Raw genomic sequence first — 25739 nt, 5'->3', positions numbered from 1 at the left:
ATCACGTCGGCCGGGGAGAGGCGAGCGGTGCCGTCCGGGCCTCCGCTCGGGGCGTCCCCTCCTGCGCCGGTCGTGCTTGCGGGGACACGCCGATCAGGCGTCCGGACGGGCTGCCCGCACCGCCGCTACGAGCCCGGCAGCTCGACGCGGCGCTTGAAGCCCACGTGCGAGTCGACGAAGCCCAGGCGCAGGTAGAAGCGGTGGGCGTCGGTGCGGGCGGCGTCCGAGGTCAGCTGGACGAGCGGCGTGCGGAGCTCGATCGCAGCGACGTCCAGCACCCAGCGCATCAGGGCCGTGCCGATCCCCGCCGACCGCTCGGCGCTCGCCACCCGGACCGCTTCGACGAGCAGGCGGGAGCTGCCGCGGCGCGCCATCCCGGGGATCACGGTCAGCTGCAGCGTGCCGACCACGGCTCCGGCGCCGTCCACCGCGACCACGAGATCGTTGCCCGGGTCCTGCGCGATGCTCCGGAAGGCGGCCTCGTAGGCGGCCCCGTCCTCCTCGGCGGCGACGTCTCCGCGCCCGGCGCTGATCGGGTCGTCGGAGAGGAGCCGGACGATCGCGGGGAGGTCGTCGAGCACCGCACGCCGGAGGAGGAGGCTCCTCTCCCCGGGGCCGGCGTCGCAGGGGAGGGTCAGGTCGGCGATCATGCCCTCATCCTCCCTCTGCTCCACGGCGGGAGCGGTCGTCGGAGGCGGGCAGGACGCGGCTGAGAGCGGCAGGGGGATCCTGGTGCCCGGTCCGCACGTCCACGCGCCGCGTGCCGCAGCCGGCGCAGCGGACGTACACGACGACGCCCTCGCTGGTCCGGTGGGCCGACTCGGTCGTCCAGCCGTGCTCGTGCGGATCGACGGCGGGGGCGAGCGGCTCGGAGGGGTGCGGGGAGGGTGTGGAGGTGCGCATGGGAGCCACTGTGCTGTCATGGTCTTATGCAGCTCAACCCTTACGGCGAGTACGCGGTCCTGCTCGCCGCCTCCCTCGCGAACGACTGGCCGTCCGACCGCGCGGGCATCGAGGCTCGAACGCGCGAATACGGCATGACGATGGCCTTCGAGTCCGGCCCGGACGACCACGCCCGGACGCGCGACGTGATCGACGAGTGGCTGGAAGTGGTCGACGCGCCGACTCCGAGCGACCGGGCGACGTCGCTGAACCGCCAGATGGCCGCGATCGCCGCGTATCCGCGCCTGACCGACCACGACGACGAGGGCTGGCACCTGCACTACCGCGACCAGGACCAGTCCCTGGCGCACGTCCTCCACGCCGTCATCGCGGTCGGCACGGCGCTGCACCTGACGACCCGGGGGATGAGCCGCCTCCTGCGGTGCGAGGCCGGTCGGGCGCCGGGCGACCACTGCAGGAACGTCGTCGTCGACGTGACGCGGAACGGCCGGCAGCGGTACTGCTCCGTCCGCTGCGCGAACCGGGCCGCGGTCCGGCGGCACCGCCTGCGGCACGCGGAGTGAGTCCGTGCGGCCCCGTCACTCCGCCGCGTCGCCGCCCGGCTTCATCCAGAACGGGGAGTAGTGGTAGCCGTCGAGGTCGTCGAACTGGCGCTGGTACATGAAGGAGTAGTCGTCGGTGTCGCCGATCCGGCCTCCCGCGGCGGCGGCCCGCTCGACGAGCTCGTCGACGGCCTCGCGGCTGTCGAGGTCGAACGAGACGGTCACCTTCGAGGGGGTGCCGGGGGCGCCGATCAGCTCCTCGGTGGCGCCGACGCTCTCGTACATCGCGCGGCTCGCCAGCATGACGGACGTGTCGGGACCGATCCCGAAGCAGGAGACGTCCTCGCGGGACATCTCGGAGTTCAGGGTCCAGCCGAGCGCGGTGTAGAAGGCGGTGGCGCGCTCGACGTCGTCGACCGGGCAGGTGATGAAGAGGCTCATGCGCTCACCCTCGCCACCTGCGGGCGGGCCGTCAAGAGCTCCGCGAGGGAACTCCGGACGGCCCGCCGGGACTCAGCGGAACGACCGCAGCCGCAGGCTGTTCAGCACGACGAAGACGCTCGAGAACGCCATCGCGGCGCCGGCCACGAGCGGCCCCAGGAGTCCGGCCATCGCGAGCGGGATCGCGGCCACGTTGTAGGCGAAGGCCCAGAAGAGGTTGCCCCGGATGACCGCGAGGGTGCGGCGCCCGAGGCGCAGGGCGTCGGGCACCCGGCCGAGGTCGTCGCCGACGAGGGTGATGTCGCTCGCCTCGATCGCCGCGTCCGATCCGGCGCCCATCGCGATCCCCACGTCCGCGGCGGCCAGCGCGGCGGCGTCGTTCACACCGTCGCCGACGAAGGCGACGTGGCGGCCCTCCGCACGGAGGCGCTCGATCACGGCGAGCTTCTCCTCCGGCAGCACCTCGGCGACGACCTCGTCGATGCCGACGGCCGAGGCGACGGCCTGCGCCGCCCGCGGGTTGTCGCCGGTCAGCACCATCACCCGCAGGCCCCGCTCGCGCAGGGCGCGGACGGTGCGGGACGCCTCCGGCCTCGGCTCGTCGCGGAGGACCGCGAAGCCGCGCAGCGCCCCCTCCCAGCCGACGCCGACGACGGTGCCGCCCTCGGCGGTCGCTCGCTCGGCGCGCTCGGCGAGACCGCCCGGCGCGAAGCCCCACTGCTCCTCCAGCCAGCGCAGCCGGCCGGCGACGACCAGGCGGCCCTCGACCCGGGCGCGCACGCCGAACCCGGTGCTGGAGCGGAATCCGGTCGCCTCGGGGACGTCGAGGTGCGCGGCCCCGGCCACGATCGCTGCGGCGAGCGGATGCTCCGACCCGCGCTCGACGGCGGCGAGCATCCGCAGGCTCTCGTCGCCGCTGGACTCGACGACCTGGAACGCGCCCGTGGTGAGCGTGCCGGTCTTGTCGAGCACGACCGTGTCGATCCGGCGCCCGGCCTCGAGCACCTCCGGCCCGCGGAGGAGGATCCCGAGCTGGGAGCCGCGGCCGGTGCCGACGAGGACGGCGGTCGGGGTGGCCAGGCCCAGCGCGCACGGGCACGCGACGACGAGGACGGCGACGGCGGGAGAGACGGCGGCGGCGAGGTCGGCGCCGGCGATCAGCCAGCCGGCGAGAGTTGCCAGGGCGAGAACCACCACGACCGGCACGAAGACGGAGGAGACGCGGTCGGCGAGCCGCTGGACGCGCGCCTTGCCGGCCTGCGCGTCCGAGACGAGGCGGCCCATCCGCGCGAGCGTGGTCTCGGAGCCGACGCGGTCGACGCGGACGGTGAGCAGGCCGTGCGCGTTGAGCACTCCGCCGGTCACGGTCGAGCCGGGGCCGACCTCGACCGGCACGCTCTCGCCGGTGAGCATGCTCGCGTCGATCGCGCTCGAGCCCTCGAGCACGGTGCCGTCGGCGGCGACGGTCTCGCCGGGGCGCACGCGGAGGAGGTCGCCGACGGCGAGCGAGGACGCGGGCACGCGCTCCTCCTGCCCGTCGGCGGCGATGCGCACGGCGTCCTTCGCGCCGAGGCGGAGGAGCGCCCGGAGCGCCGCACCGGCGTCGCGCTTCGACCGCGCCTCCAGGTAGCGGCCGGCCAGCACGAGGACGGGGACGGCGGCGGCGACCTCGAGGTAGATCTCGTCGTGGCCGGAGCGGCTGCCCAGCAGCTCGAACGGCATGCTCATGCCGGGCCGCCCGGCGTCGCCGAGGAACAGAGCCCAGACCGACCAGGCGAAGGAGGCGCCGACCCCGAGGCTGATCAGGGTGTCCATGGTGGTGGAGCCGTGCCGCAGCGCCCGCCAGGCGTTGCGGTGGAAGGGCAGCGCGCCCCAGACCGCGACCGGTGAGGCGAGGGCGAGGCACAGCCACTGCCAGTTCGCGAACTGCAGCGGCGGGATCATCGAGAGCAGGACCACCGGCACGGCGAGCAGCGCGGAGACGCGGAGCCGCGTGCGCAGGGCGCGCCGCTCGCGGTCGTCGTCGCTCTGCTCCTCCTGCTCCTCCGCGGGAGCCGCCTCGCCGGTGGAGGGGACCGTCGCGCTGTAGCCCGCGGCCTCGACGGCGGCGATCGCGTCGGCCGGAGTCGTGCCGCGCGGGAGGGTCAGCGTCGCGCGCTCGAGGGCGAGGTTGACGGTCGCGTGGACGCCGGGGAGCGCGTCGAGGCGCTTCTCGACCCGCGCGACGCAGGAGGCGCAGGTCATCCCTCCGATGGCGAGCTCGAGCGGGGTGCCGGTGGTCTCGGCCACGTCAGCTCAGGGGAGCGAGGCGGTAGCCCGCGTCGGCGACGGCGGCGGCGATCTCCTCGCGGCCGAGCGGCCGGGAGGAGCCGACCGTGACGGTCGAGACCCCGTCGGGGGCGAGGGACACGTCGACCGCCGAGACCTCGGGGTAGGCGGCGAGCTCCTCGGTGACGCTGCGGACGCAGTGCTCGCAGGTCATGCCCGCGACGCCGAAGCTCTGCACGGACGCGGCCGACAGGGAGCCCTGCGCCGCGTGGCCGGCGTCGGAGCGGCCGGCGTCGCCGTGGCCGCCGCACGCGCAGGCGCCGCCTCCGCCGCAGCCGCAGCCTCCCGTCGATCCGCTCGCGGTCAGGCCGAGGTCGATCCTGGTGCTCATGGGTCCTCCTGTGTCGTGCGTCCGGTCCGATCCGGTCGATCGGCCCGGTGGGCGTCCGGTCGGCATGTCGGTCGCGGCATACCCCCGGGGGGTACTTCATGGTAAGCCCGCCGAGCCCTCTCGGCAAGGCGGGAGGGCGGAGGAGGGATGATCTCAGGGGCGGCTCGGAGCCGCGCGAGGAAGGAGGGGCGCATGGATCCCGCATCGACGCCGCACTGGGGCGAGCCCCCGCCGCGCACGCCGCAGGCGGTCCCGCTGCCCCCGCGCACGCGGTTCGAGCCGACGGCGCTGCTCGCCGCGCCCCTGCCCGCCCCGGCCGCCGTCCGGGCCCGGGTCCGTCAGGCCTCCCCGGAGCGGCAGCGCCGGCTGGCGGCGCTCGCCGCGGTCACCGAGGGGTTCGCCGTCCTGCGCACTCCCGAGCTCGCCCGGGCGCTGCGCCGGATCGCGGCACCCGCCTCCGCCGCTCCGGCCGCCGCCGCCGCGGTGCTGGCCGTCGGCCGCGACGGACTCGAACTCGCCGCCGAGCGCGCGGACGCCCTGCGCATCGCCGAGTGGGATCGGATCGTCTCGGTGGGCGTCGGCACCTCGCCCTCGGGTGCCCACCGGGTCCGCGCACTGGTCCTGGCGGTCCTCGCCCCGCCGCCCGCCTCCGCCGTCCTGCGTGCGGCGAGGCGGCGCCCGCGCACCGTCCTCGTGCCCCTGGTCGTCGCCGCCCCGGCCGCCCTCGGCTGGCGCGTGGCCGACGACCGCACGTTCCTCCTCGCTCTCGACCGCCTCCAGCGCGCCCTCGAGGAGCGTGCCCGGTGAAGGCGCGGTTCCGCTTCGCCCTCGCGGCCGTCGCCGTGCTCGGCCTGGGCCTGGCGCTGCGGTTCGTGCTCACGGGGCTGCTCGCCGACCTCGCCGGCGGAGTGGCCTACGTCGTCCTGGTGGCGCTGCTGATCGCGGTGCTCCTGCCGCGCATCCCGGGCGTGACGGCTGCCGGGATCGCGCTGGCCTGGTCGATCGCGATGGAGCAGCTGCAGGCGATCGGAGTCGCAGCGCGCCTGGTCGAGCTGTGGGCGCCGCTCCGCCTCGTCGTCGGCACCACCTTCTCCTGGCTCGACATCGCGGCCTACGTCCTCGGCGCGGTCGTCGCCGCGGCCGTGCACCTCGCCGTCGCTCCGCGCGAGCAGTCCGCCTGACGGGAGTCCGCGCCCGGCGTCTCCTGTTCGCCCGTCGGCCGGGCTGCCGCGAGGCGTCCCGGCGTCCGCCGAGGCGCCGGCCTGGCCCACCGGACCGCCGAGGTGTTCGTGCGCTCCCCGAGGCGCCGCCGTCCCCGCGGTGCCTCGCCGGCGGACGCGGTGTCTCGCCGCGGGAGCGACGCCGACCGGAGGAGCGACGCCGACCGGAGGAGCGACGCCGACCGCCGGAGCGGCGCGGTCCCTCCGCCCCCGCGCCCCTGATTAGGGTGAAGCCATGAGCGAGCCGGCACTCCCCGAGACGACGGCCCCGCGGGCCTCGGCCCCGCACGACCACCGCCGCGACCGGCGCATCCCCGAGCCGGTCGACCGGTTCGCCACCGGCGAGGAGTACCCCGAGTACCGCGTCGACCTGGAGCGGATCCGCTTCTCGCCGTACTTCGCCCGACTCTCCGCGGTGACCCAGGTCATCTCGCCCTCGGGCGTCGGCCAGGTCGTGCACAACCGGCTCACGCACTCGATCAAGGTCACCGCGGTCGCCCGCGCGATCGCGATGCAGCTGACCACCACCGATCCCGCCCAGCGCGAGCTGGTCGAGCGGCTCGGCGGCTGCGACCCGGTGGTCGTGCAGGCCGCGGCCAGCGCGCACGACCTCGGCCACCCTCCGTTCGGCCACCTCGGCGAGCAGGCGCTCGACCGGCTCGCGCGCGAGCGGCTGGGGCTCGCGGAGGGCTTCGAGGGCAACGCGCAGTCGTTCCGGATCCTCTCCGAGCTCGACGTCTGCGAGACGGTGGAGGTGGGGTTGAACCTCACCGCCGCCTCCCGTGCCGCCGTGCTCAAGTACCCGTGGGGGCGGACGGTCCACCGCCCCGGCATCGACTCCGCCGACCCGACCGAGCTGCCCCGCGGCTCGACCGCCAGCCGGTGGGAGACCGCACCGCCGAAGTTCTCGGCGTACACGCTCGACCTCGACGACCTGCTCGACGCCCGCTCCGGCTTCGCCGCGATCGCCCCCTGGCAGCAGACCCTCGAGTGCTCGGTGATGGACGTCGCCGACGACATCGCCTACTCGCTGCACGACCTCGACGACTTCTACCGCGCGGGAGTGCTGCAGCAGGCGGCCGTCGCCGTGGAGTTCCGCGCGTTCCTCCGCGAGCAGAACGCGCTCGCCGCCCTCGACGCCGAGGAGCTGTGGGCGCGCGCCCCCGGGCACTCGCTCGAGATGCTCCGCCGGAGGCTCGTGGCCCGCGACCCGTGGATCGCGAGCGACGAGCACTTCCGCGCCTCCGTGGAGCGGGTGTCGACCGAGCTGGTCGAGGGGCTCCTCGCGCTCCCGTTCGACGGATCGACGCGTACCGAGCGCGCGATCGAGGCCTTCGTCTCCTCCTGGATCGGCCGCCTGCAGCGCTCCGTGGTGGTGCTCGCCGAGCCGAACGTCCGCTCGGGCCACCTCTCCCTCCTCCCCGACGCCTGGCACGACGTGGCCGTGCTGAAGTTCGTGCATACGCGCTTCGTGATCGACCGGCCGGACTTCGCCACCTACCAGCGCGGCCAGTCGCAGGTGCTCGAGACGCTGGTGACCCACCTCGACGCCTGGCTCGAGGACCCGCGCGACGGCTCGCGGGCTCCGCAGAAGCTGCTCGACCTGATCGAGCTCGCGACCGACGGCTACTTCCGCCTGCGCGCCGACCACCCCGACTGGCTCCCGTCGGACGAGCGCGGCCGGCCGACCTCCGACCCGGCCGCGCTGCAGCGGCTCGGCCGGGGGCGCGGTGTGGTCGACTACGTCGCGACCCTGACCGACGAGCAGGCGATGGCGCTCGCCGCCCGCCTCCGCGGCGATCGCGAGCCGTGGGCGATGGGGACCTGACGCCCCGGCGGGTGGGTTGACACCGCGCGTCGCGTGTGGCCTCGGCGGCTCCTCGCCCGTCGTTCCGGGGGAGGAGCCCCCGCCCGGCCGCCGAGGACGCGTTCCGCGACCGCCCAGCGGGCGTCCAGGAAGCGCAGCCTGAACGACAGCGTAAAATCACGGAGGCACATGCCAGGATCGACAACTCGACAGGGAGTTCCGTTGGACGGAAACGCAACGACCACGCACCGCAACGTCGCATTGCTGTCCGTCGCGACCACGCTGGCTCCGCGCGTGACCACCTCGGCCGAGATCGAGGCGCGGCTCGCTCCGGCGCTCAAGCGCCTGCGGCTCCCCACCGGGCTCCTCCAGCGCGTCGCCGGAGTGCACGAGCGCCGCAACTGGGGCTCCGAGCAGGGCTTCGACGGAGCGGCGATCGACGCGGGCAAGCGCGCTCTCGCCGAGGCCGGCGTCCGCGCCGACCAGATCGGCCTGATCATCAACACGTCGGTGACCCGCAAGCACCTCGAGCCCTCGGTCGCCGTGCGCCTGCACCACGGGCTCGGCCTGCCCTCGTCGGCCATCAACTTCGACATCGCGAACGCGTGCCTCGGCTTCGTCAACGGCATGACCCTCGCCGCGCAGCTGATCGACTCCGGCCAGATCCGCTACGCGCTCATCATCGACGGCGAGGACGCCGACGAGATCCAGGTCAACACCATCGAGCGCCTGAGCCGCGAGGGCGTCAAGCGCAAGGACTTCATGAGCGAGTTCGCGAGCCTGACCCTCGGCTCCGGCGCCGCGGCGGCCGTCCTCGGCCCGGCCGACGAGCACCCCAAGGGCCACCGCATCCTCGGCGGCATCACCCGCGCGGCCACGCAGTTCAACGAGCTCTGCGTCGGCAGCGTCGACGGCATGTTCACGGATGCGAAGGCGCTGCTCAAGGGCGGCATGGAGCTCGTCCTCTCGGCGTGGAAGGAGGCCACCCGCGACTGGAACTGGAGCGGGATGGACCGCTACATCACGCACCAGGTGTCGGACGTGCACACCGACGCCCTGGTGAAGGCGGTCGGCATCGACCGCAGCCGCGTCCCCACGACCTACCCCACCCTCGGCAACGTCGGCCCGGCGTCGATCCCGATCACCCTGGCCCAGGAGGCCGAGACCCTGCAGCCGGGCAACCGGGTGCTGCTCATCGGAGTGGGCTCGGGCATCAACACCGCGATGCTCGAGATCGCCTGGTGACCGCGCCCCACCCGGCCGAGCGGATCCGCGGAGCGCTCGGCTCCACGGCCGCCGCGCAGCTGCCCCCGGCCGGGCTCGACGGGCTCGATCCCGCGTGGTCGCGCCTCGTCGACGCTCCGGACGCCCAGGGCGTGCCGCGCCGCTGGCACCTGCTCGACACGGGCGAGGCCCTCGGCACGGAGCCCGTCGGCACCGTCCTCTGCGTGCACGGCAATCCCACCTGGTCCTACCTCTGGCGCCGCCTCGCGGCCGCCACGCTCGAGTCGGCCCGCAGCGGAGGCCCCGCCTGGCGGGTGGTCGCTGTCGACCAGCTCGAGATGGGCTTCTCCGAGCGGACCGGCGCCCTGCACACGCTCGCCGACCGCGTGCGCGAGCTCTCCGACCTCACCGACGTGCTCGGCCTCGACGACGTGGTCACCCTCGGCCACGACTGGGGCGGAGTCGTCTCGCTGGGCTGGGCGGTCGACCACCCGGAGCAGCTGCGCGCCACGATGCTCCTGAACACCGCGATCCACCAGAGCGCCGACGAGCCGATCCCGGCCCCGCTCCGGCTCGCGCTCGCCTCGGGTGTGCTCGGCGCCTCGACGGTCGGCACGCCGGCCTTCCTCGAGACGACCCTCGCGCTGGGGCACCCGGCGCTGCCCTCCGCGGTGAAGGAGGGGTACCGCGCGCCCTACCGGTCCGCGTCGCGCCGCGGCGGAGTGGGCGGCTTCGTCGCCGACATCCCGGTCGACTCCGCCCACCCGAGCGACCCGGAGCTGCAGCGCATCGCCGAGGGCGTCAGCGCCCTGACGACGCCGGCCCTGATGCTCTGGGGCCCGCTGGACCCGATCTTCTCCGACCGCTACCTCGACGACCTCGTCGACCGCCTCCCGCACGCGCAGGTCCACCGCTACGAGGGAGCGGGCCACCTGGTGGCCGAGGACGTCGACTACTCGTCCGCCGTCCTCACCTGGCTGGGCGACCTCTCCGACGGCGAGGAGCCGTTCGGCGGCGACCCCGCCCCCGACGTCCGCCGCCCGACCGCGCCGGTCGAGCCGCTCTGGGCGCACCTCGACCGCAACGCGCAGGACGACTCGCTCGCTCTGGTCGAGATGGCGCCTCCCGGAGGCGGCGGGCCCCGCTCGGTCTCGTGGCGCCTGCTCTCGCAGCGGGTCCGCGAGCTCGCCGCCGGGCTCCGCGCCTCCGGCGTCTCCCCGGGCGACCGCGTCTCGCTCCTCGTGCCGCCCGGTGCCGACCTGACGGCGCTGCTCTACGCGTGCCTGCGCATCGGAGCCGTCGTGGTCGTCGCCGACGCGGGCCTGGGCCTGCGCGGTCTCACCCGCGCGGTCCGCGGTGCCTGGCCGGATCTGGTGGTCGGCGCCCTGCCCGGCCTCGCCGTCGCGCGGGCCCTCCGCTGGCCCGGCGGCCGGGTCTCGACGCAGACCCTGCCCCGCGCCTCCGCCTCGGCCCTCGGGGTCGACACGTCGCTCGGGCAGCTGATCGAGCTCGGCCGCGCCGAGCTGGCCGCCGACCCGGAGGCGCTGGGCGAGGCGCCCGCCGCCGACGCCGTGGCCGCGATCCTGTTCACCTCCGGCTCGACCGGCCCCGCCAAGGGCGTCGTCTACACGCACCGGCAGCTCGCCGGCGTCCGCGACGCGCTCGCCCGCCAGTACGGGATCGGACCGGGCACCGGCCTCGTCGCGGGCTTCGCGCCGTTCGCCCTGCTCGGTCCCGCGCTGGGCACGCGCTCCGCCACTCCGGACATGGACGTCACCGCGCCCCGGACGCTCACCGCGGCCGCCGTCGCCGCGGCCGCCGCCCGGGTCGACGCGACCGTGCTGTTCCTCTCGCCGGCCGCACTGGCCAACGTCGTGGCCACCGCCGGCGCGCTCGACGCCGACGACCACCGGGCCCTCGCCGGCGTGCGCACCTTCCTCTCGGCCGGCGCCCCCGTCTCGGCGGGACTGCTCGGCGAGGCGCAGGCGCTCATGCCGAACGCCTCCGCCCGCACTCCCTACGGCATGACCGAGGGGCTGCTGCTCACCGACGCGTCGCTGGAGGGCATCCGCGAGGCCGCCTCCGACGACGATCCGCGCGGAGGCGTCTGCGTGGGCGTGCCCGCCGCGGGCGTCCGGCTGCGGATCGCCCCGCTCGACGCCGGCGGCCGCGCCGCGGACGAGCCGGAGGAGATCACCGGCACGACCGGCGAGATCGTCGTCTCGGCCGGTCACGTCGAGGACCACTACGAGCGCCTCTGGCTCACCGACCGCGCCGCCCGCGTCGGCGCCGTCCCGGGCGAGCGCTGGCACCGCACCGGGGACGTCGGGCGGATCGACTCCGCCGGCCGCCTCTGGGTCGAGGGCAGGATGCCGCACGTCGTCGTCACGCCGGACGGCGTCGTCACGCCGGTCGGACCGGAGCAGCGGATCGAGGCGCGCGTCGCCTCGGTCGCCCGCGCCGCGATCGTCGGAGCCGGCCCGCGCGGAGTCGCGCAGCTGGTCGCCGTGGTCGAGCTGCGCTCGGGCGCGCGCCGCGTGGTGCTGGCCGAGGAGGCCCTCGCCGCCGAGGTGCGCGCGGCCGTCGCCCGGCCCGTCGCCGCGGTGCTCGTCGTCCCGGCGCTGCCCACCGACATCCGCCACAACTCCAAGATCGACCGGGCCGCGCTGTCGCGCTGGGCCGAGGGCGTGCTCGCCGGCGGCCGGATGGTGGCGCCGTGAGGGTCCTGGTCACCGGCGCGAGCGGCCTGCTCGGCGGTGCGGTGGCCGCGGGCCTCGTCGCCCAGGGGCACGAGGTCCGCACCTTCCAGCGCCGGCCCTCCGGGGTCGCGGGCGTCGAGGAGGCGCGGGGCTCGCTGACCGATCCGCGCGCGGTCGAGGAGGCGGTCGACGCGGCCGAGGGCGTCGTGCACCTCGCCGCGAAGGTCTCTCTCGCCGGCGATCCTGGCGACTTCGACCGCGTGAACATCGACGGCACCCGGCGTCTGCTCGCCGCCGCCGCCCGCGCCGGCGTGAGCCGCTTCGTCCAGATCTCGTCGCCCTCCGTCGCCCACTCCGGCTCCTCGATCACCGGCGACGACGCCGAGCCCGCCGATCCGGACCGGGCCCGCGGCGACTACGCGCGCACCAAGGCCCGCGCCGAGCTGCTGGCCCTCGCTGCCGACGCCCCCGGCTTCGCGGTGGTCGCCGTGCGCCCGCACCTGGTCTGGGGTCCGGGCGACACCCAGCTCGTCGCCCGCATCGTCGAGCGGGCGCGCGCCGGCCGGCTGCCGCTCCTCGGGCACGGCCAGGCGCTGATCGACTCCACCTACATCGACAACGCCGCCTCGGCGATCGTCGCCGCTCTCGGGCGGGCGGAGGAGGTGCACGGCCGCTCCTACGTCGTCACCAACGGCGAGCCGCGCCCGGTCGCCGAGCTGCTCGCCGGGATCTGCCGCGCCTCGGGCGTCGAGCCGCCGCGCTGGTCCGTCCCCGCCTCCGTCGCCCGCGCTGCGGGCTCGCTCGTCGAGCGCGTGTGGGCCGTGCGGCCCGGCGCCGACGAGCCGCCGATGACCCGCTTCCTCGCCGAGCAGCTCTCGACCGCGCACTGGTTCGACCAGCGCCGCACGCGCGCCGATCTGCAGTGGAGCCCGTCGGTCACCCTCGACGAGGGACTGGCCCGTCTGTCCGCCGCCCGCTGAGGCGCCGGCTCCCGAGACAGAGGAACGGACGGGACCCCGTCGCCGAGGCGAGGGGTCCCGTCCGTCCGGGGGCTCCCGCGACGGATCGCGGGAGGGGAGCCGAGGTCAGTCGGCGAGGATGAGGTACAGCGCGCGACGGGTCTCGTCGAGCTTGGCGGACGCGGCGGCGCGCTGCGCCTCGGTCGCTCCGCGGAACTGCTGCACGACGCCCATCAGCTTGCCGACGTTCTCCATGAAGGCGCGATCGGCGTCGCTCGCGCCGGGGGTGGCCTCCCAGGCCGCGTCGAGCTCGTCGGCGTGCTCGCGCACGTAGGTGCCGCCCGCGTCCGTGAGCTGGTACTCGGTGCCGCGGCCCTCGCCGACGGCCGTGATGAGGCCCTCGTCGACGAGCTGCTGGAGGGTGGGGTAGACGGAGCCGGGGCTGGGACGCCACGATCCGTTCGTCTTCTCGGCGATGGCCTTGATCAGGCCGTAGCCGTTCGAGGACTTCTCGGAGAGGAGGGAGAGGAGGGCCGCGCGGACGTCACCGCGTCGGGCGCGTCCTCCGCCGCGGCCGAAGGGGCCGCCGAAGCCGGGGCCGAAGCCCGGGCCGAAGCCGAAGCCGGGCCCGAAGCCGCGGCCGTGACCGCCGGGTCCGCGGCGCTGTCCGCGGCCGGGGTGCTCGTGGCGGGAGGAGTGGTCGCCGTCGCAGGAGTCGCGGCGGTCGTCGGAGAAGAAGGTCCTGGAGTTCATGGGTGTGCTGCTCTCTGTCGTGAGGGGATCCCTTTCGATCGGATCCGGTCGCCCGTCGGGAGCGGCTGCTCCCGATCTGTCGGCGATGCAATAACGATATATCGGTGACGGATCGGATGTCAACACCTGAACTGCCCGTAGCCTGGGAGCTCCCCGTCGATCGAGAGGTCCCGCATGCCGCTTCCCGACTCCGAGCTCGAGGCGTACCTCGACTCCTCCCTCCTCGCCGGGGACGTCCTCACCGGCCGCGCGAGCAACCTCGGCAACCTCCGCCGCCTCGCCGCCCGCGAGCCCGCGCACCTCTACGGCGTGGACGTGGCCGAGCACTGGACGCTCGAGAGCCTGCTCGCCCTGATGGGGGAGCGCGTGGGGATCAGCACCGACCCCTCCTTCGAGAGCGGGCAGGACCGGATCGACGCCCGCCTGACGGTCGCGGGGCTCGCCCGCTACCGCGACCGGTTCGCCGCCGCTGTCCGCGAGGGGGCGCTCCTCCTGTTCGCCACCGCGCACCCCGCGACCCTGATGGACGTCTACCGCCGCTTCGCTGCTGCCGCGACGGAGCGGGGCGCTCGCGTGATCGACGTGAACGCGCTCCCGTTCGCCGCCCCCGACGGCATCCGCGTGCCTCTCGCGGACGAGCACCAGGTCCTGTGGTGCACCGGCGGGGTCACCTGCGTCTACCGCGGGGGAGGGCTGCAGCACACGCACTCGCCGGAGCCGATGGACGCGCTGCTCGACCGCCTCGACGAGCTCGGCGTCCGCCCCGACCTGGTCGTCGCCGACCACGGCTTCGCGGGCGCGGCCGGCCGGCGGGGGCTGCCGGTCATCGCGATCGCCGACTGCAACGACCCGGCGGTGTTCGTCGCCGAGGCGCAGGGCTCGATCGAGGTGGTCGTCCCGATCGACGACGGGCTGGCCGTCCACCTCTACGAGCCGGTGATCGACTTCGTCCTCCGCGCCCTCTCGGAGCCCGCGCGCACCTGACGGCTCGTAGAATCGCCTTCGGCTCGTCGCGATCCCGGATCCGACGGGCCGACCGTTTTCGCGAGTCCCCGCACTCGCCCACCACTGCAGACGGAGCATCCGTGACCCAGCCCCACGACGGCCTCCTCCCGCGCTTCGCCGTCGGCGTCGACATCGGGGGGACGTCGATCAAGGCGTCCCTCGTCGACGTCACCACCGGCGAGCGGGCGGCTCGGCGCTTCGCGGTCGCGAATCCGCTGGGCAAGGAGCCCGAGGACTTCGCCGAGGCGATCGCCGGCATCGTCCGCGACGTCTCGCCGATCGCGGGCACGCCCGTGGGCGTCGGCTTCCCTGGGATCGTCCGCGGCGGCGTCGTCCGCCAGACCACCCACGTCTCGCAGCGCTGGGTCGGGCTCGACGCGCAGGCCCTCCTCTCGGAGGCGACCGGGGTCGACGTCGTCGTCGTCAACGACGCGGACGCGGCAGGAGTCGCCGAGCGCGAGTTCGGGGCCATGCGCGGACGCGAGGGCCTCCTCCTGCTGACCACCCTCGGCACCGGCATCGGGACGGCGCTCGTCCACGAGGGCGTGGTGATCCCCAACTCCGAGCTCGGGCACCTGCACATCGACGGTCCCGACTTCGAGCCGAAGGTCGGCTTCTCGGCCGTCCGCCGCGAGGGCATCACCCTCGAGGAGTGGGCGGGTCGCCTCAGCGTCTACTACCGGCACCTCGAGAAGCTGTTCTCGCCGCAGCTGTTCGTGATCGGCGGCGCGGCGGCGCACGTCTTCGACGAGTTCGCCCGCTTCCTCGACATCGGCACCGAGATCGTCCCCGCCCGCTTCGGCAACGACGCCGGATTCACGGGCGCCGCGATGGTCGCCGTCTCGCCCGACCGCCTGGCGCCCTGGTACCGCTCCACTCGCGGCGCCCGCCTCGACCCCGGGGCCCCCGCCATCGCCGACTGACATCATCCCTGCACCGAGGGAGCCCCGACCCGTCGAGGTGACCCGGCGGAGCGGGGTCCGTCGACGGTTCGGGGTTCGTTCAGTGAGCCGACAGGCTGCGGTAGACGGCGTCCAGCCGGGCGGCGGCGGCCGGCCAGGAGTGGGCGGCCGCCCAGTCGACGCCGCCGCGGCCGAGACTCGCCAGCTCACCGGGCGTGCCCAGCAGGGTCAGGATCGCCTCGGCCCACGCCGCGGGGGAGTCGGAGTCGAGCAGCACGCCGCTCCCGCCGTCGCGCACCGCGTCCACCAGGCCAGTCGTCCTGCGCGCGAGCACGGGAGTGCCGCTGCCGGCCGCCTCGAGCGCGATCAGCCCGAAGGTCTCGGCCGCCGAGGGCACGAGCGCCAGCTGCGCACTCCGGAGCCGCTCCGCCACCCGGTCGCGGTCGGCGGCCCCCTCGATCAGCACGCGGTCTCCCAGCGGAGCCGCCACGGCGCGCACCGCGTCGAGGTACGACTCCCGGCCCGGTGCCGCCCCGCCCACCAGCCGCAGCACCGGCCGCTCCGCCGGCGCCATCGCCGCGAGCGCCTCGACCGCCAGCAGCTGCCCCTTGAGCGGCTGCACCCGGCCGATCAGGACGACTCCGGAGCGCTCGCCGCCGCCCGGGCGGAACCGCGCGTCGACTCCGGGCGGCACCACGACGACCCGGTCCGGATCCGCGCCGTACCCGCTGACGACGTCCTCCCGCTCCGAGGCGCCCGCCACCACGATCGCATCGGCGGAGGCGAGCACGGCGCGCTCCGCGTCGATCCGCTGCTGCGGCTCCGCGACGTCGCCCGGGGCGAGCCGGGCGTTCTTCGCGAGCGAGCCCGAGTGCATCGAGTGCACGTGCGGCCTGCCGGTGAGTGCCCCCGCGAGGCCCGACACCCAGTAGTGCGAGTGCACGACGTCGGCTCCCTCCGCGGCGCGCGCGAACTCCGGCGCCGCGGCCGCCAGCGCGTACTTGTCGCCCGCCGGCACCGGCACGCCGACCACTCGCACACCCGGCGCGAGCATCCGGACGCCCTCGCCGCGGGTCAGCACCTCGATCTCCCAGCCGAGCGCAGCCAGCTCCGGGAGCACCGCCGCGAGGTACACGTTCATCCCGCCCGCGTCGCCCGTCGACGGCTGCTCGAGCGGGGAGGTGTGCGCCGAGACGACGGCCAGACGGGGCATCCCTCCATCGTAGGGACGGCCGTGCGTCCTCCACGGATCCCGGCCCGCGGCTCGCAGCGCCTCCGGAATCGGGTTGAATAGACGGATGCGCTCGTTCGAGCGCGGAGAGCGTGAGGTCCATGGCCCGCCAGAGTCCCCCCGGTGAGGTGCTGCCGTCGGCCGCACCCGGGCCGGTGACCGCCGGCCACGAGCCCTTCTCCGAGCAGGACATCCGCGCCCTCGTCGGAACCGCCGCCGTCGAGAAGGGCACCGCTTACGCGGACGAGGGCCGCGTGCGCGAGCTGCAGTGGTTCGGCGGCCGCACCCGCCTCTTCGGCCAGGTCCGCGGATCCGGGCGCTCGCCGTACGCCGTGAGCGTGCAGCTCCGCGACGAGGGCGAGCACTGGACCCTCCTCGGCGGCGCCTGCAGCTGCCCGGTCAAGCACGAGTGCAAGCACGTCGCCGCCGTCCTGATCGAGGCCCTGCGCCGCGAGCGCGAGGGCGGAGTGGCCGGTCCCTTCCCGGGCGAGGCCGCGGTCGACGCCGTCCCGGAGTGGCGCAGCGCGCTCGCCCCGCTCCTCGCCGGCGCGGAGCGCTCGCACACCGGCATCCCGCTCGGCCTGCAGTTCGAGCTGCTGCCCGGCGAGCCCGTGCGTCGCCCGCCCGGCCGCTACAACTCCTACCGGCCGCCGCCCGAGCCGCGCCCGCGCCTGGGCGTGCGCCCGGTGCGGATGGGCGACCGCGATCGCTGGGTCCGCACCGGCACCAGCTGGCGCGACCTCGGCTACCTGCACTACAGCCACGACTATGACGAGCGCCAGATCGACGTGATCCGCGAGATGCAGGGCCTGCTCTCCGGGCACAGCGCCTCCAGCTACTACTCGCCCGACACCTGGCTCTACCTCGACCAGTGCCGGAGCGAGGCGATCTGGGCGGCCCTGCACGGCGCCGTCCGCGCGGGCATCGGCCTGGTGATGGGCGACCGCGACCAGACGCCGCTGAAGATCCTCGACACGACGGCGACCGCCTCCATCGACGTCACGCGCACCGCCGCCGGCCTCGAGCTGCGCTCGCTCGTCGCGATCGGCGACCACCCGGCGCCCGAGGAGTTCGGCTTCATCGGCGACCCGGCCGTCGGCCTCTACACGTGGGAGGGCGGCGACGAGATGCGCGCCCGCCCGGTCACGCTCATCCCGTTCGCCGCGCCGCTGCTGTCCTCCGCGCGCACGTTCCTCTGGAGCCGCGAGGCCATCCGCATCCCGGTGGCCGAGGAGTCGGCGTTCCTCACCGAGCACTACCAGCGGCTGCACCGGCTGTTCGACATCGTCTCCCGTGACGGCTCCTTCGAGGCGCCGGCGGTGCCCGAGCCGCGCCTCGGCCTCACCCTCGAGCACACCGACGGCGCGGGCCTGCGCGGCTCGTGGTGGTGGCGCTACGGAGTGGAGGGAGCGCGCGGCGGCGTGGACGCCGAGCGGCTCCCGCTGCGGGTCGGCGAGGACGCGGGCTACCGCGACCCCGAGGCCGAGCAGCGGATCCTCGACTCCCTCGTGGGAGCGGGTCTCGACCCGGAGTCGACGCCCGCCCTGGTGTCCCCGTCGAGCAGGCGCCTGCGCCCCACCTTCGACCTGCGCGGCATGCAGACCGTCGGCTTCCTCACCGGCGAGGTCGAGCGGCTCCGCGAGCTCGGCACCGTCGAGATCGAGGAGATCGGCGAGCGCGTCGAGTACCGCGAGGCGCAGACCGCCCCCGTGGTCGCCGTGCAGACCGTCGCCCAGCCCGACAGCCGCGACTGGTTCAACCTCGAGATCTCCGTCACCGTCAACGACGAGGCGGTCCCGCTGGCCGAGATCTTCCTCGCGCTCGCCCGCGGCGACGAGTACATGGTGCTGCCCAGCGGCGTCTACTTCGCCCTCGACGACGAGCGGTTCGGCCGCCTCCGCGAGCTGATCGCCGAGGCCCGCGAGCTCTCGGACGACCCCGGCGAGACCCTGCGGATCAGCCGGTTCCAGTCCTCCCTCTGGGACGAGCTGGTCGAGCTGGGCGTCGTGGAGGCCCAGGCCGCCGCCTGGCGCCGCTCCGTGGAGGGGCTCTCCGGCTTCACCGCGACCGGTGCGCTGGAGTCGCGGGTCCTGCCCGAGGGCTTCGCCGTGGAGCTGCGGCCCTACCAGCAGCTCGGCTACGACTGGCTCTCGTTCCTCTACGACAACCAGCTCGGCGGCGTGCTCGCCGACGACATGGGCCTGGGCAAGACCGTGCAGTCCCTCGCCCTGGTCACCCGGGTGATGCAGGAGCAGCGCGCCGCGGCCGCGGAGGCGGGCACCTCGCCGCGCCCGTTCCTCGTCGTCGCGCCCACCAGCGTGGTGCCCAACTGGGTCGGCGAGGCCAAGCGCTTCGCTCCGGACCTCCGCGTCGTCGGGATCGACGAGACGTCGAAGAAGAAGCGGAAGGCGCTCTCCAGCGTCATCGGCGAGGCCGAGCTGGTCGTCACCTCCTACGCCCTGTTCCGGCTCGACTACGAGTCGTACTCGGGAATCCAGTGGTCGGGGCTCCTCCTCGACGAGGCGCAGTTCGTCAAGAACCGCCAGTCGGCGACGCACCAGCTCGCGCGCCGGCTCGACGTGCCCTTCAAGCTCGCCATCACGGGAACGCCGATGGAGAACAACGTGATGGAGCTCTGGTCGCTGCTGTCGATCGTCGCTCCGGGCCTGTTCCCCTCGCCCGCCGGGTTCGTCGAGTTCTACCAGAAGCCGATCGAGCGCGAGGCCGACAGCGAGAAGCTCTCGCAGCTGCGGCGGCGCATCCGCCCGCTGATGCTGCGGCGCACCAAGGAGCTCGTCGCCAAGGAGCTGCCGCCCAAGCAGGAGCAGACCCTCGAGGTCGAGCTCGGCCCGAAGCAGCGGAAGGTCTACGACACGTACCTGGCGCGGGAGCGGCAGCGCGTGCTGGGCCTGATCGGCGACTTCGAGAAGAACCGCTTCGCGATCTTCCGCGCGCTGACCGTGCTGCGCCAGGTCGCGCTCGACGCGGCACTGGTCGACGAGGCGCACGAGAGCGTGCCCTCGACCAAGCTCGACCTGCTCGACGAGCTGCTGGGCGACGCCCTCGGCGAGGGGCACCGCGTGCTGGTGTTCAGCCAGTTCACGCGGTTCCTCGGCCGGGTCCGCGGCCGGCTGGACGCGGCGGGCATCGAGTACGCCTACCTCGACGGAGCGACGAAGAAGCGCGACGAGGTCATCGAGCGGTTCCGCTCGGGCGCGGCGGGCGTGTTCCTGATCTCGCTCAAGGCCGGCGGCTTCGGGCTCAACCTCACCGAGGCCGACTACTGCATCCTGCTCGACCCGTGGTGGAACCCCGCCACCGAGTCGCAGGCGGTCGACCGCGCGCACCGCATCGGCCAGACCCGCTCGGTCATGGTCTACCGCCTGGTCGCGAAGGACACGATCGAGGAGAAGGTGATGGCCCTCAAGGAGGCGAAGGCCGCGCTCTTCGCCGCGGTCATGTCGGACGACGGCGCGGCGGCCACCGGCGGGATCACCGCCGAGGACGTGCGCGAGCTGCTGGGCTGAGCGCCGCCGCTACTCGCGCACCTGCTCCAGCAGGGTCGTGACGGCGGCGCGGGTGTCGGCCGCGAGTCGTCCGAGGCGGTGCGCGGCACGGATCGACACCGGCCGGTACGGGTGCACGAGCCGCCGGGCCGCCGTGCAGGGCAGCGCGAACGCCGCGACGACGCCCGCGTCGATCCCGTCGAGTCCGCCGTCGTCCCGGCCGAAGACGAGCTCCCGGCCCTCGCGCGCGAGAGCCTCCGGCAGGTCGGCCTCGCCGATCGGGAGGCGCAGCACGGCGAGCAGGCCGGCCGCCTGCACCCGGCGCGGCAGCGGGCGTCCGAGGCGTCCCGCCGCGTGCACCGTGAAGAAGTCGGCCTGCCGCTCGAGGATGCCCGTGACCGTCTCGGCGAGGCGCTCCATCTCGGGGTGCAGCGAGAGCCGGGCGAGCCGGCGGTAGCCGTGCACCGCGACCCGGGCGTCCACCGCGAGGGCCAGCGCGACGGGGCCGGCGAGGGAGGCCGCGGCGCGGTCGAGGAGCGGGCGCGACCTCACCGTCGGCTCCGGCGGGCGGATGTCGATGCCGCGGATCTGCGGCGAGGCCGCGAGCACGTCGCCCAGGGCGTCGGCGATCCGGTGCCGCTCGGCGGCCCAGACGGACGCGAACGCGCGGACCTGCTCGTCGGGGTGGGCGCGCGCGAGGGGGAGCACCCGGGCCACGGTGGCGTGCTCGATCGCCCGCAGGTACGCGGTGGCGACGATGGCCTCGCGGTCCAGCGGCACCTCCTCGAACTCGCGCACCGAGAAGTACTCGCGCAGGGCGCCGTGCGCGCTGCGGTGGTGGTCCTCGAGGTCGAACGGTTCCGCGATGCCCACGTCGTGCTCCTCCGCTAGTCCGGTCCCTCCATCCTGGGCCCCCGGTGCGAGAGGCGGAAGAGCACGCGCCCATCCCTGGGACACTGGGAGCCGGTCGTCAGGCGGCCGGGGGAGCGGGGCGGGATGAGCGGGGCCCGGACCTCGGCGATCGGCGCCGTCCTCCTCGCCGCCGTCTGCTTCGGCACGACGGGGACCGCCCAGGCCCTCGGAGCGGCGGGCGTGGATCCGCTCCTCCTCGGGGCGGCCCGCATCGTCCTCGGCGGCGCCCTGCTGGCCGCTCTCCTCGGCGTGGAGGCTCTGCGCCGGCGGAGCCGCTCCCGCCCGACCCGCGCCGTCGTGCTGCTCGTCGTGCTCGGAGCGGTCGGCGTCGCCGCGTACCAGCCCGCCTTCTTCACCGGCACCGCGCAGAACGGAGTCGCGGTCGGCACGATCGTCGCCCTCGGCTCCGCTCCCGCCTTCACCGGCCTGTTGGAGTGGCTCGTCCTGCGGACGACGCCGAGCCCGCGCTGGTTCGCCTCGACCGCGCTCGCCGCGGTCGGCGTGGTGCTCCTCAGCGGCGGCGGATCCGGCGGCGTGACACTCCCCGGCCTCGCCGCGTCGGCCGGTGCCGGCGCCTCCTACGCGCTCTACGCCGTCTGCGGCAAGCTGCTGCTCGAGCGCGGGCTGAGCCCCGTCGCCGCCATGGGAGCCCAGTTCGGGGCCGCGGCGCTGCTGGCGCTCCCGTTCCTGCTGCTGGGCGATCCGTCGCGGCTCTCCGGCTCGATCCCGGCCGTGCTCTGGCTCGGAGTGGTGACGGTCGCCGTGGCCTACACCTTCTTCGCGCGCGGCCTGCGAGTGCTTCCCGCGGCGACCGTCTCGACGCTCACCCTCCTGGAGCCGGCGACCGCGACTCTCCTCGGCGTGGCGGTGCTGGGCGAGCGGCTGACCGCGGGAGCTGTTCTGGGCATCGCGGTGCTGGTGGCGGCGGTGCTGCTGCTGGCGGTGCGGGGGCGCGGCCGCTCCGGTGCGCGGAGAGAGGCGCCGGCGCGCTCCGCGGAGTAGCGTCGACTCCCACCGACCCGACGACGAGGCGGAGCGCATGACCAACCCGTGGCTGGCCCGCCCTGGCAGCGGTCGGCGGCGCGCGCTGGTCGAGGAGTCGTGGGAGCGCGCACGGCGGCGGCGCCTCGATCCGGACCGGCTGACGGCACCGCTCTCGTTCTCGGGAGACGACCTCCGCGAGTACCGCACCGGGCATCCGCTCGCCTCGGTCCTCCCTGTCATCCGCCGCCTGTTGGTGCGCGACGCCGACGAGGACAGCGGCGTGCTGGTCGCGGTGGGCGACGCGCTCGGGCGGCTGCTCTGGATCGACGGGGACCAGCACCTCAAGAGCCTCGCCGAGGGGATGTCGTTCGTCGAGGGCGCGGCGTGGGCCGAGCCCGACGTCGGGACGTCCGCGCCGGGGACGGCTCTTGTGCTCGATCACGGCGTGCAGATCCACGGCGCCGAGCACTTCGCCTCGCTCGTGCACCCGTGGAGCTGCACCGCCGTCCCCGTGCACGACCCCGAGACGCACGAGATCCTCGGAGTGATCGACATCACCGGCGGCGCCGACGTCGTCGCCCCGCAGACCCTCCCGCTGATGGAGGCGACCGCCGCCGCCGTCGAGAGCGAGCTGATGGTGCAGCGGCTCCTCCGCCCGCGGCGGCCCGCTGCACGGAGCACAGCGGCGGCCCGGGCGCCGAGCCTGCGGGTCCTCGGGCGCGAGACGGGCCTGGTGACGGCCGCCGGAGCGACGCTCGAGCTGAGCACCCGGCACGCCGAGATCCTGACCCTGCTCGCCTGGCACCGGGCCGGGCTCTCGGCCGAGCAGCTCGCCCTCCTGCTCCACGGCCGGGACGACGCGGTGGTCACCGTCCGCGCCGAGATGGTGCGGCTGCGCCGCGCGCTCGAGCCGACCCTCCCGCGCCTGGTGCCCCTCTCGCGCCCCTACCGCCTGGCGAGCCCGGTCGACCTCGACGCCCGCCAGGTGCTCGGCCTGCTCGACCGCGGCTCCCACCGCCTCGCCCTGGACGCCTACCGGGGTGCGCCGCTGCCCTCGTCCGAGGCGCCGGGGATCCGGGCGATCGCCGGCGAGCTGCGCCTGCGGGTGCGGGCGAGCGTCCTCGCCGATGCGGCGCCCGCGACCCTCCTCGCCTGGGCGGAGGGCCCGGACGGCCGCGACGACGCGGAGGTGTGGCGGGAGCTCCTGCGCGTCCTCCCGCCCCGCTCGCCCCGCCGTGCCGGTGTCGCCGCGCACCTCGAGACGATCGAGGCGGAGCAGCGCTGAGCCGTCCCGGTCGCTCCCGGGAGTCCCGCCGGAGCCGTGAGGCCGCGGAGCCGTCTCGCTAGCCTCGACGCATGAGCACCCTCGCACCACCTCCCCGGGCCCTCGCGAGCGGAGTCGCGGGGGGTCTGCTCCTGATGGCGGTCTTCACGATGTGGTGGGCGAGCGACACCACGGTCGGCTGGCCGGCACCGGCGGCGACGACCGCCGTGACCCTCTGCGCGCTCGCGGCCGTGGTCTTCGCCGTGCAGGCCGTCCGCCTCCTCGTCGCCCGGCGGAGGATGGCGGTGGAGCTCACCGACGCCGACCGCGCGGCGAAGCCGAACGGTCTGCTGTTCGGGGCGGTCTTCGCCGCGGAGGGCGTGCTGATCGGTGTCGCGGTGGGCGTCCTCACCGGCACCGGGCTCGACCGGTTCCTCGTGCCGGCCATCGCCGTGATCGTGGGCCTGCACTTCTACCCGATGGCGAGGATCTTCGGCCGGACCCTCGACCTCTGGCTCGCCACCTGGACGACGCTGGTCGGAGCGATCGGAGTCGTCGTGGTCCTCGTCGACGGCTCCGCCTGGCCGCAGGTGTGGTCCTGGGTCGGCGCGGGGGCCGCAGCGGCCACGGTGACCTACGGCGTCTACATGAGCCGGATCGCCCAGCGCCTGCTCGCGAGCGTCTGAGGTCCGGGCCGCGGGGCCCTCCTCCTCGGGCGGCCGCGTCTCCGCCCGGCCGGTCCGGTCTCCGTCCTCGCCGCTCCCGCCGGTGCGTCGGCCCGTGCAACGTCGTGCAACCCCCCGCGACGTAGCGTCAGGACCGGGCGCCCACCCCGCGCCCACGACAACGACGTCGATGGAGGTCCACATGACGCTGTACGCCGACCAGGTCGCCGAGCAGGCACCGCAGGAGCCGGGTTCCACGGTCTACGCGAATCCGGGCACGGAGGGATCCGTCGCCTCCTTCCGCTCGCGCTACGACCACTACATCGGAGGCGAGTACGTCGCCCCCGCGAGCGGCCAGTACTTCGAGAACATCACCCCGATCACCGGGAAGCCCTTCTGCGAGATCGCCCGCGGCACCGCCGCCGACGTCGACCGCGCCGTCGAGGCGGGCTGGAAAGCGTTCGCGAGCTGGGGGAAGACCAGCCCCGCCGAGCGCTCGAACATGCTCCTGAAGATCGCCGACCGCATGGAGGCGAACCTCGAGCTGCTCGCCGTCGCCGAGACGTGGGAGAACGGCAAGCCCGTGCGCGAGACCCTCGCCGCCGACATCCCCCTCGCCATCGACCACTTCCGCTACTTCGCCGGAGCGATCCGCGCGCAGGAGGGAGGCGTCTCCGAGATCGACCACGACACGATCGCGTACCACTTCCACGAGCCGCTGGGCGTGGTCGGGCAGATCATCCCCTGGAACTTCCCGATCCTGATGGCCGTGTGGAAGCTCGCGCCGGCGCTCGCCGCAGGCAACTGCGTAGTGCTGAAGCCGGCCGAGCAGACGCCGGCGTCCATCCACGTGCTGCTCGACCTGATCGGCGACCTCATCCCCGCCGGCGTGCTCAACGTTGTCAACGGATTCGGGTTCGAAGCGGGCGCCCCGCTCGCCTCCCACCCGCGCATCCGCAAGATCGCCTTCACCGGCGAGACGACCACCGGCCGCCTGATCATGCAGTACGCCAGTGAGAACCTCATCCCGGTGACGCTGGAGCTGGGCGGCAAGAGCCCCAACGTGTTCTTCGCCGACGTCGCCGCGGAACGCGACTCCTTCTACGACAAGGCGCTCGAGGGCTTCTCGTTCTTCGCCCTCAACCAGGGCGAGGTCTGCACCTGCCCGTCGCGGGCGCTCGTGCAGCGCTCGATCTACGACGACTTCGTCGGAGACGGCCTCGAGCGGGTCAAGCGGATCAAACAGGGCAACCCGCTCGACACCGCCACGATGATCGGCGCCCAGGCCTCGAACGACCAGCTCGAGAAGATCCTCTCCTACATGGACATCGGCAAGCAGGAGGGAGCGAAGCTGCTCATCGGCGGCGACCGCGCCGACCTCGGCGGCGAGCTCAGCGGCGGCTACTACGTCAACCCGACCGTGTTCGAGGGCCGCAACTCGATGCGCATCTTCCAGGAAGAGATCTTCGGACCCGTCCTCGCCCTCACCTCCTTCGACGACTTCGACGACGCGATCGGCATCGCCAACGACACCCTCTACGGCCTCGGCGCCGGAGTGTGGAGCCGCAACGGCGCCCAGCTCTACCGCGCCGGCCGGGCCATCGAAGCCGGCCGCGTCTGGACGAACACCTACCACCAGTACCCCGCGCACGCGGCGTTCGGCGGCTACAAGCAGTCGGGCATCGGACGCGAGAACCACAAGGTGATGCTCGACCACTACCAGCAGACGAAGAACCTCCTCGTCTCCTACGCGGAAGGACCGATGGGCTTCTTCTGAGTCGGTTCGCACGGGCTCCTCGTTCCTCGTCGCCCGTGCCGCGGTCGGCTCGCCGACGTGGCCGGGTGGGGAGGAGCGGGGAGCGTTCGCACCGAGACGGATCCGCTGGCACGCGGATCCGCCGTTCGGTGCTGGTTCGCACGGGCTCCTCGTTCCTCGTCGCCCGTGCCGCGGTCGGCTCGCCGACGTGGCCGGGTGGGGAGGAGCGGGGAGCGTCCGCACCGAGACGGATCCGCTGGCACGCGGATCCGTCGTTCGGTGCTGGGCCCTGCGGGCGAGGCATCTG

At 74.6% G+C, this 25739-nt stretch carries 22 protein-coding genes; 14 read left to right on the top strand and 8 right to left on the bottom strand.

What is annotated here, in order from left to right:
* Positions 1–125 precede the first annotated feature (125 nt).
* Both C5C29_RS02895 and C5C29_RS02890 read right to left on the bottom strand, forming a co-directional pair.
* Entirely contained in the window at positions 126–650 is a 525-nt protein-coding gene (locus C5C29_RS02895) for a GNAT family N-acetyltransferase (RefSeq protein ID WP_104224176.1), read from the bottom strand.
* A 4-nt stretch (positions 651–654) separates the two neighbouring features.
* A complete protein-coding gene (locus C5C29_RS02890) occupies positions 655–903 on the bottom strand; it encodes a hypothetical protein (RefSeq protein ID WP_104224177.1) in 249 nt (82 codons plus the stop codon).
* 26 nt (positions 904–929) lie between these two features.
* Here C5C29_RS02890 and C5C29_RS02885 point away from each other — a divergent pair, with 26 nt between their 5' ends.
* Positions 930–1466 (top strand): CGNR zinc finger domain-containing protein, encoded by a 537-nt coding sequence (locus C5C29_RS02885; RefSeq protein WP_104224178.1) that lies wholly within the window; start codon positions 930–932, stop codon positions 1464–1466.
* 15 nt (positions 1467–1481) lie between these two features.
* Here the strand turns inward: C5C29_RS02885 and C5C29_RS02880 are convergent, their stop codons facing one another.
* The 3 genes from C5C29_RS02880 to C5C29_RS17365 all read right to left on the bottom strand — a co-directional run bounded on the left by C5C29_RS02880 (position 1482) and on the right by C5C29_RS17365 (position 4545).
* Complete coding sequence (locus C5C29_RS02880) at positions 1482–1886, bottom strand: VOC family protein (RefSeq protein ID WP_104224179.1); 405 nt, start codon at positions 1884–1886, stop codon at positions 1482–1484.
* 72 nt (positions 1887–1958) lie between these two features.
* Positions 1959–4175, bottom strand: a complete 2217-nt coding sequence (locus C5C29_RS02875) for a cation-translocating P-type ATPase (RefSeq protein ID WP_258062322.1) — start codon at positions 4173–4175, stop codon at positions 1959–1961.
* 1 nt (position 4176) lies between these two features.
* Positions 4177–4545 carry a heavy-metal-associated domain-containing protein gene (locus tag C5C29_RS17365; RefSeq protein WP_104224180.1) on the bottom strand — a complete coding sequence of 123 codons (369 nt, stop codon included), beginning with the start codon at positions 4543–4545 and terminating at the stop codon, positions 4177–4179.
* A gap of 192 nt (positions 4546–4737) precedes the next feature.
* On the opposite strand from C5C29_RS17365, the gene C5C29_RS16995 reads away from it, so the two are divergent.
* The 6 genes from C5C29_RS16995 (at position 4738) to C5C29_RS02845 (ending at position 12475) form a co-directional block, all read left to right on the top strand.
* Entirely contained in the window at positions 4738–5352 is a 615-nt protein-coding gene (locus tag C5C29_RS16995; RefSeq protein WP_181065515.1) for a hypothetical protein, read from the top strand.
* The gene (locus tag C5C29_RS16990; protein WP_104262387.1) at positions 5349–5726 is read left to right on the top strand and encodes a DUF2809 domain-containing protein; all 378 of its coding nucleotides are present in this window, start codon (positions 5349–5351) and stop codon (positions 5724–5726) included. Before C5C29_RS16995 ends, C5C29_RS16990 begins: the two co-directional genes overlap by 4 nt.
* 274 nt (positions 5727–6000) lie before the next feature.
* The gene (locus C5C29_RS02860) at positions 6001–7593 is read left to right on the top strand and encodes a deoxyguanosinetriphosphate triphosphohydrolase family protein (protein ID WP_104224182.1); all 1593 of its coding nucleotides are present in this window, start codon (positions 6001–6003) and stop codon (positions 7591–7593) included.
* Positions 7594–7761: 168 nt separating this feature from the next.
* Entirely contained in the window at positions 7762–8817 is a 1056-nt protein-coding gene (locus C5C29_RS02855) for a 3-oxoacyl-ACP synthase III (protein ID WP_104224183.1), read from the top strand.
* Positions 8814–11516: an alpha/beta fold hydrolase gene (locus tag C5C29_RS02850; RefSeq protein ID WP_258062323.1), complete on the top strand. Its 2703-nt coding sequence runs from the start codon at positions 8814–8816 to the stop codon at positions 11514–11516. The genes C5C29_RS02855 and C5C29_RS02850 overlap by 4 nt, the downstream gene beginning before the upstream one ends.
* Positions 11513–12475 carry an NAD(P)-dependent oxidoreductase gene (locus C5C29_RS02845; protein WP_104224184.1) on the top strand — a complete coding sequence of 321 codons (963 nt, stop codon included), beginning with the start codon at positions 11513–11515 and terminating at the stop codon, positions 12473–12475. The genes C5C29_RS02850 and C5C29_RS02845 overlap by 4 nt, the downstream gene beginning before the upstream one ends.
* A gap of 105 nt (positions 12476–12580) precedes the next feature.
* Here the strand turns inward: C5C29_RS02845 and C5C29_RS02840 are convergent, their stop codons facing one another.
* A complete protein-coding gene (locus tag C5C29_RS02840) occupies positions 12581–13207 on the bottom strand; it encodes a PadR family transcriptional regulator (protein ID WP_104224185.1) in 627 nt (208 codons plus the stop codon).
* A 174-nt stretch (positions 13208–13381) separates the two neighbouring features.
* Between C5C29_RS02840 and C5C29_RS02835 the strand changes: the two genes are divergently transcribed.
* A complete protein-coding gene (locus C5C29_RS02835; protein ID WP_104224186.1) occupies positions 13382–14191 on the top strand; it encodes a phosphatase in 810 nt (269 codons plus the stop codon).
* Between the two features lie 101 nt (positions 14192–14292).
* Positions 14293–15135 carry an ROK family protein gene (locus tag C5C29_RS02830; RefSeq protein ID WP_258062325.1) on the top strand — a complete coding sequence of 281 codons (843 nt, stop codon included), beginning with the start codon at positions 14293–14295 and terminating at the stop codon, positions 15133–15135.
* A 79-nt stretch (positions 15136–15214) separates the two neighbouring features.
* Here C5C29_RS02830 and C5C29_RS02825 read toward each other — a convergent pair whose 3' ends face one another.
* The gene (locus C5C29_RS02825) at positions 15215–16327 is read right to left on the bottom strand and encodes a glycosyltransferase (RefSeq protein WP_104224187.1); all 1113 of its coding nucleotides are present in this window, start codon (positions 16325–16327) and stop codon (positions 15215–15217) included.
* 119 nt (positions 16328–16446) lie between these two features.
* Between C5C29_RS02825 and C5C29_RS02820 the strand changes: the two genes are divergently transcribed.
* Positions 16447–19872, top strand: a complete 3426-nt coding sequence (locus C5C29_RS02820) for a DEAD/DEAH box helicase (RefSeq protein WP_104224188.1) — start codon at positions 16447–16449, stop codon at positions 19870–19872.
* 9 nt (positions 19873–19881) lie between these two features.
* Here the strand turns inward: C5C29_RS02820 and C5C29_RS02815 are convergent, their stop codons facing one another.
* Positions 19882–20724 (bottom strand): hypothetical protein, encoded by an 843-nt coding sequence (locus C5C29_RS02815; protein WP_104224189.1) that lies wholly within the window; start codon positions 20722–20724, stop codon positions 19882–19884.
* Between the two features lie 123 nt (positions 20725–20847).
* Here C5C29_RS02815 and C5C29_RS02810 point away from each other — a divergent pair, with 123 nt between their 5' ends.
* The 4 genes from C5C29_RS02810 to C5C29_RS02795 all read left to right on the top strand — a co-directional run bounded on the left by C5C29_RS02810 (position 20848) and on the right by C5C29_RS02795 (position 25453).
* A complete protein-coding gene (locus C5C29_RS02810) occupies positions 20848–21765 on the top strand; it encodes a DMT family transporter (RefSeq protein ID WP_104224190.1) in 918 nt (305 codons plus the stop codon).
* Between the two features lie 37 nt (positions 21766–21802).
* Positions 21803–23032, top strand: a complete 1230-nt coding sequence (locus tag C5C29_RS02805) for a GAF domain-containing protein (protein WP_104224191.1) — start codon at positions 21803–21805, stop codon at positions 23030–23032.
* A gap of 71 nt (positions 23033–23103) precedes the next feature.
* Positions 23104–23697 carry a hypothetical protein gene (locus C5C29_RS02800; protein ID WP_146076477.1) on the top strand — a complete coding sequence of 198 codons (594 nt, stop codon included), beginning with the start codon at positions 23104–23106 and terminating at the stop codon, positions 23695–23697.
* 181 nt (positions 23698–23878) lie between these two features.
* The gene (locus tag C5C29_RS02795; protein WP_104224193.1) at positions 23879–25453 is read left to right on the top strand and encodes an aldehyde dehydrogenase family protein; all 1575 of its coding nucleotides are present in this window, start codon (positions 23879–23881) and stop codon (positions 25451–25453) included.
* Positions 25454–25739: the final 286 nt, after the last annotated feature.

The organism is Rathayibacter sp. AY1H2 (assembly GCF_002931985.1).
Classification (GTDB): Bacteria; Actinomycetota; Actinomycetes; order Actinomycetales; family Microbacteriaceae; genus Rathayibacter.
This window is presented reverse-complemented; position numbering and strand designations above follow the sequence as displayed.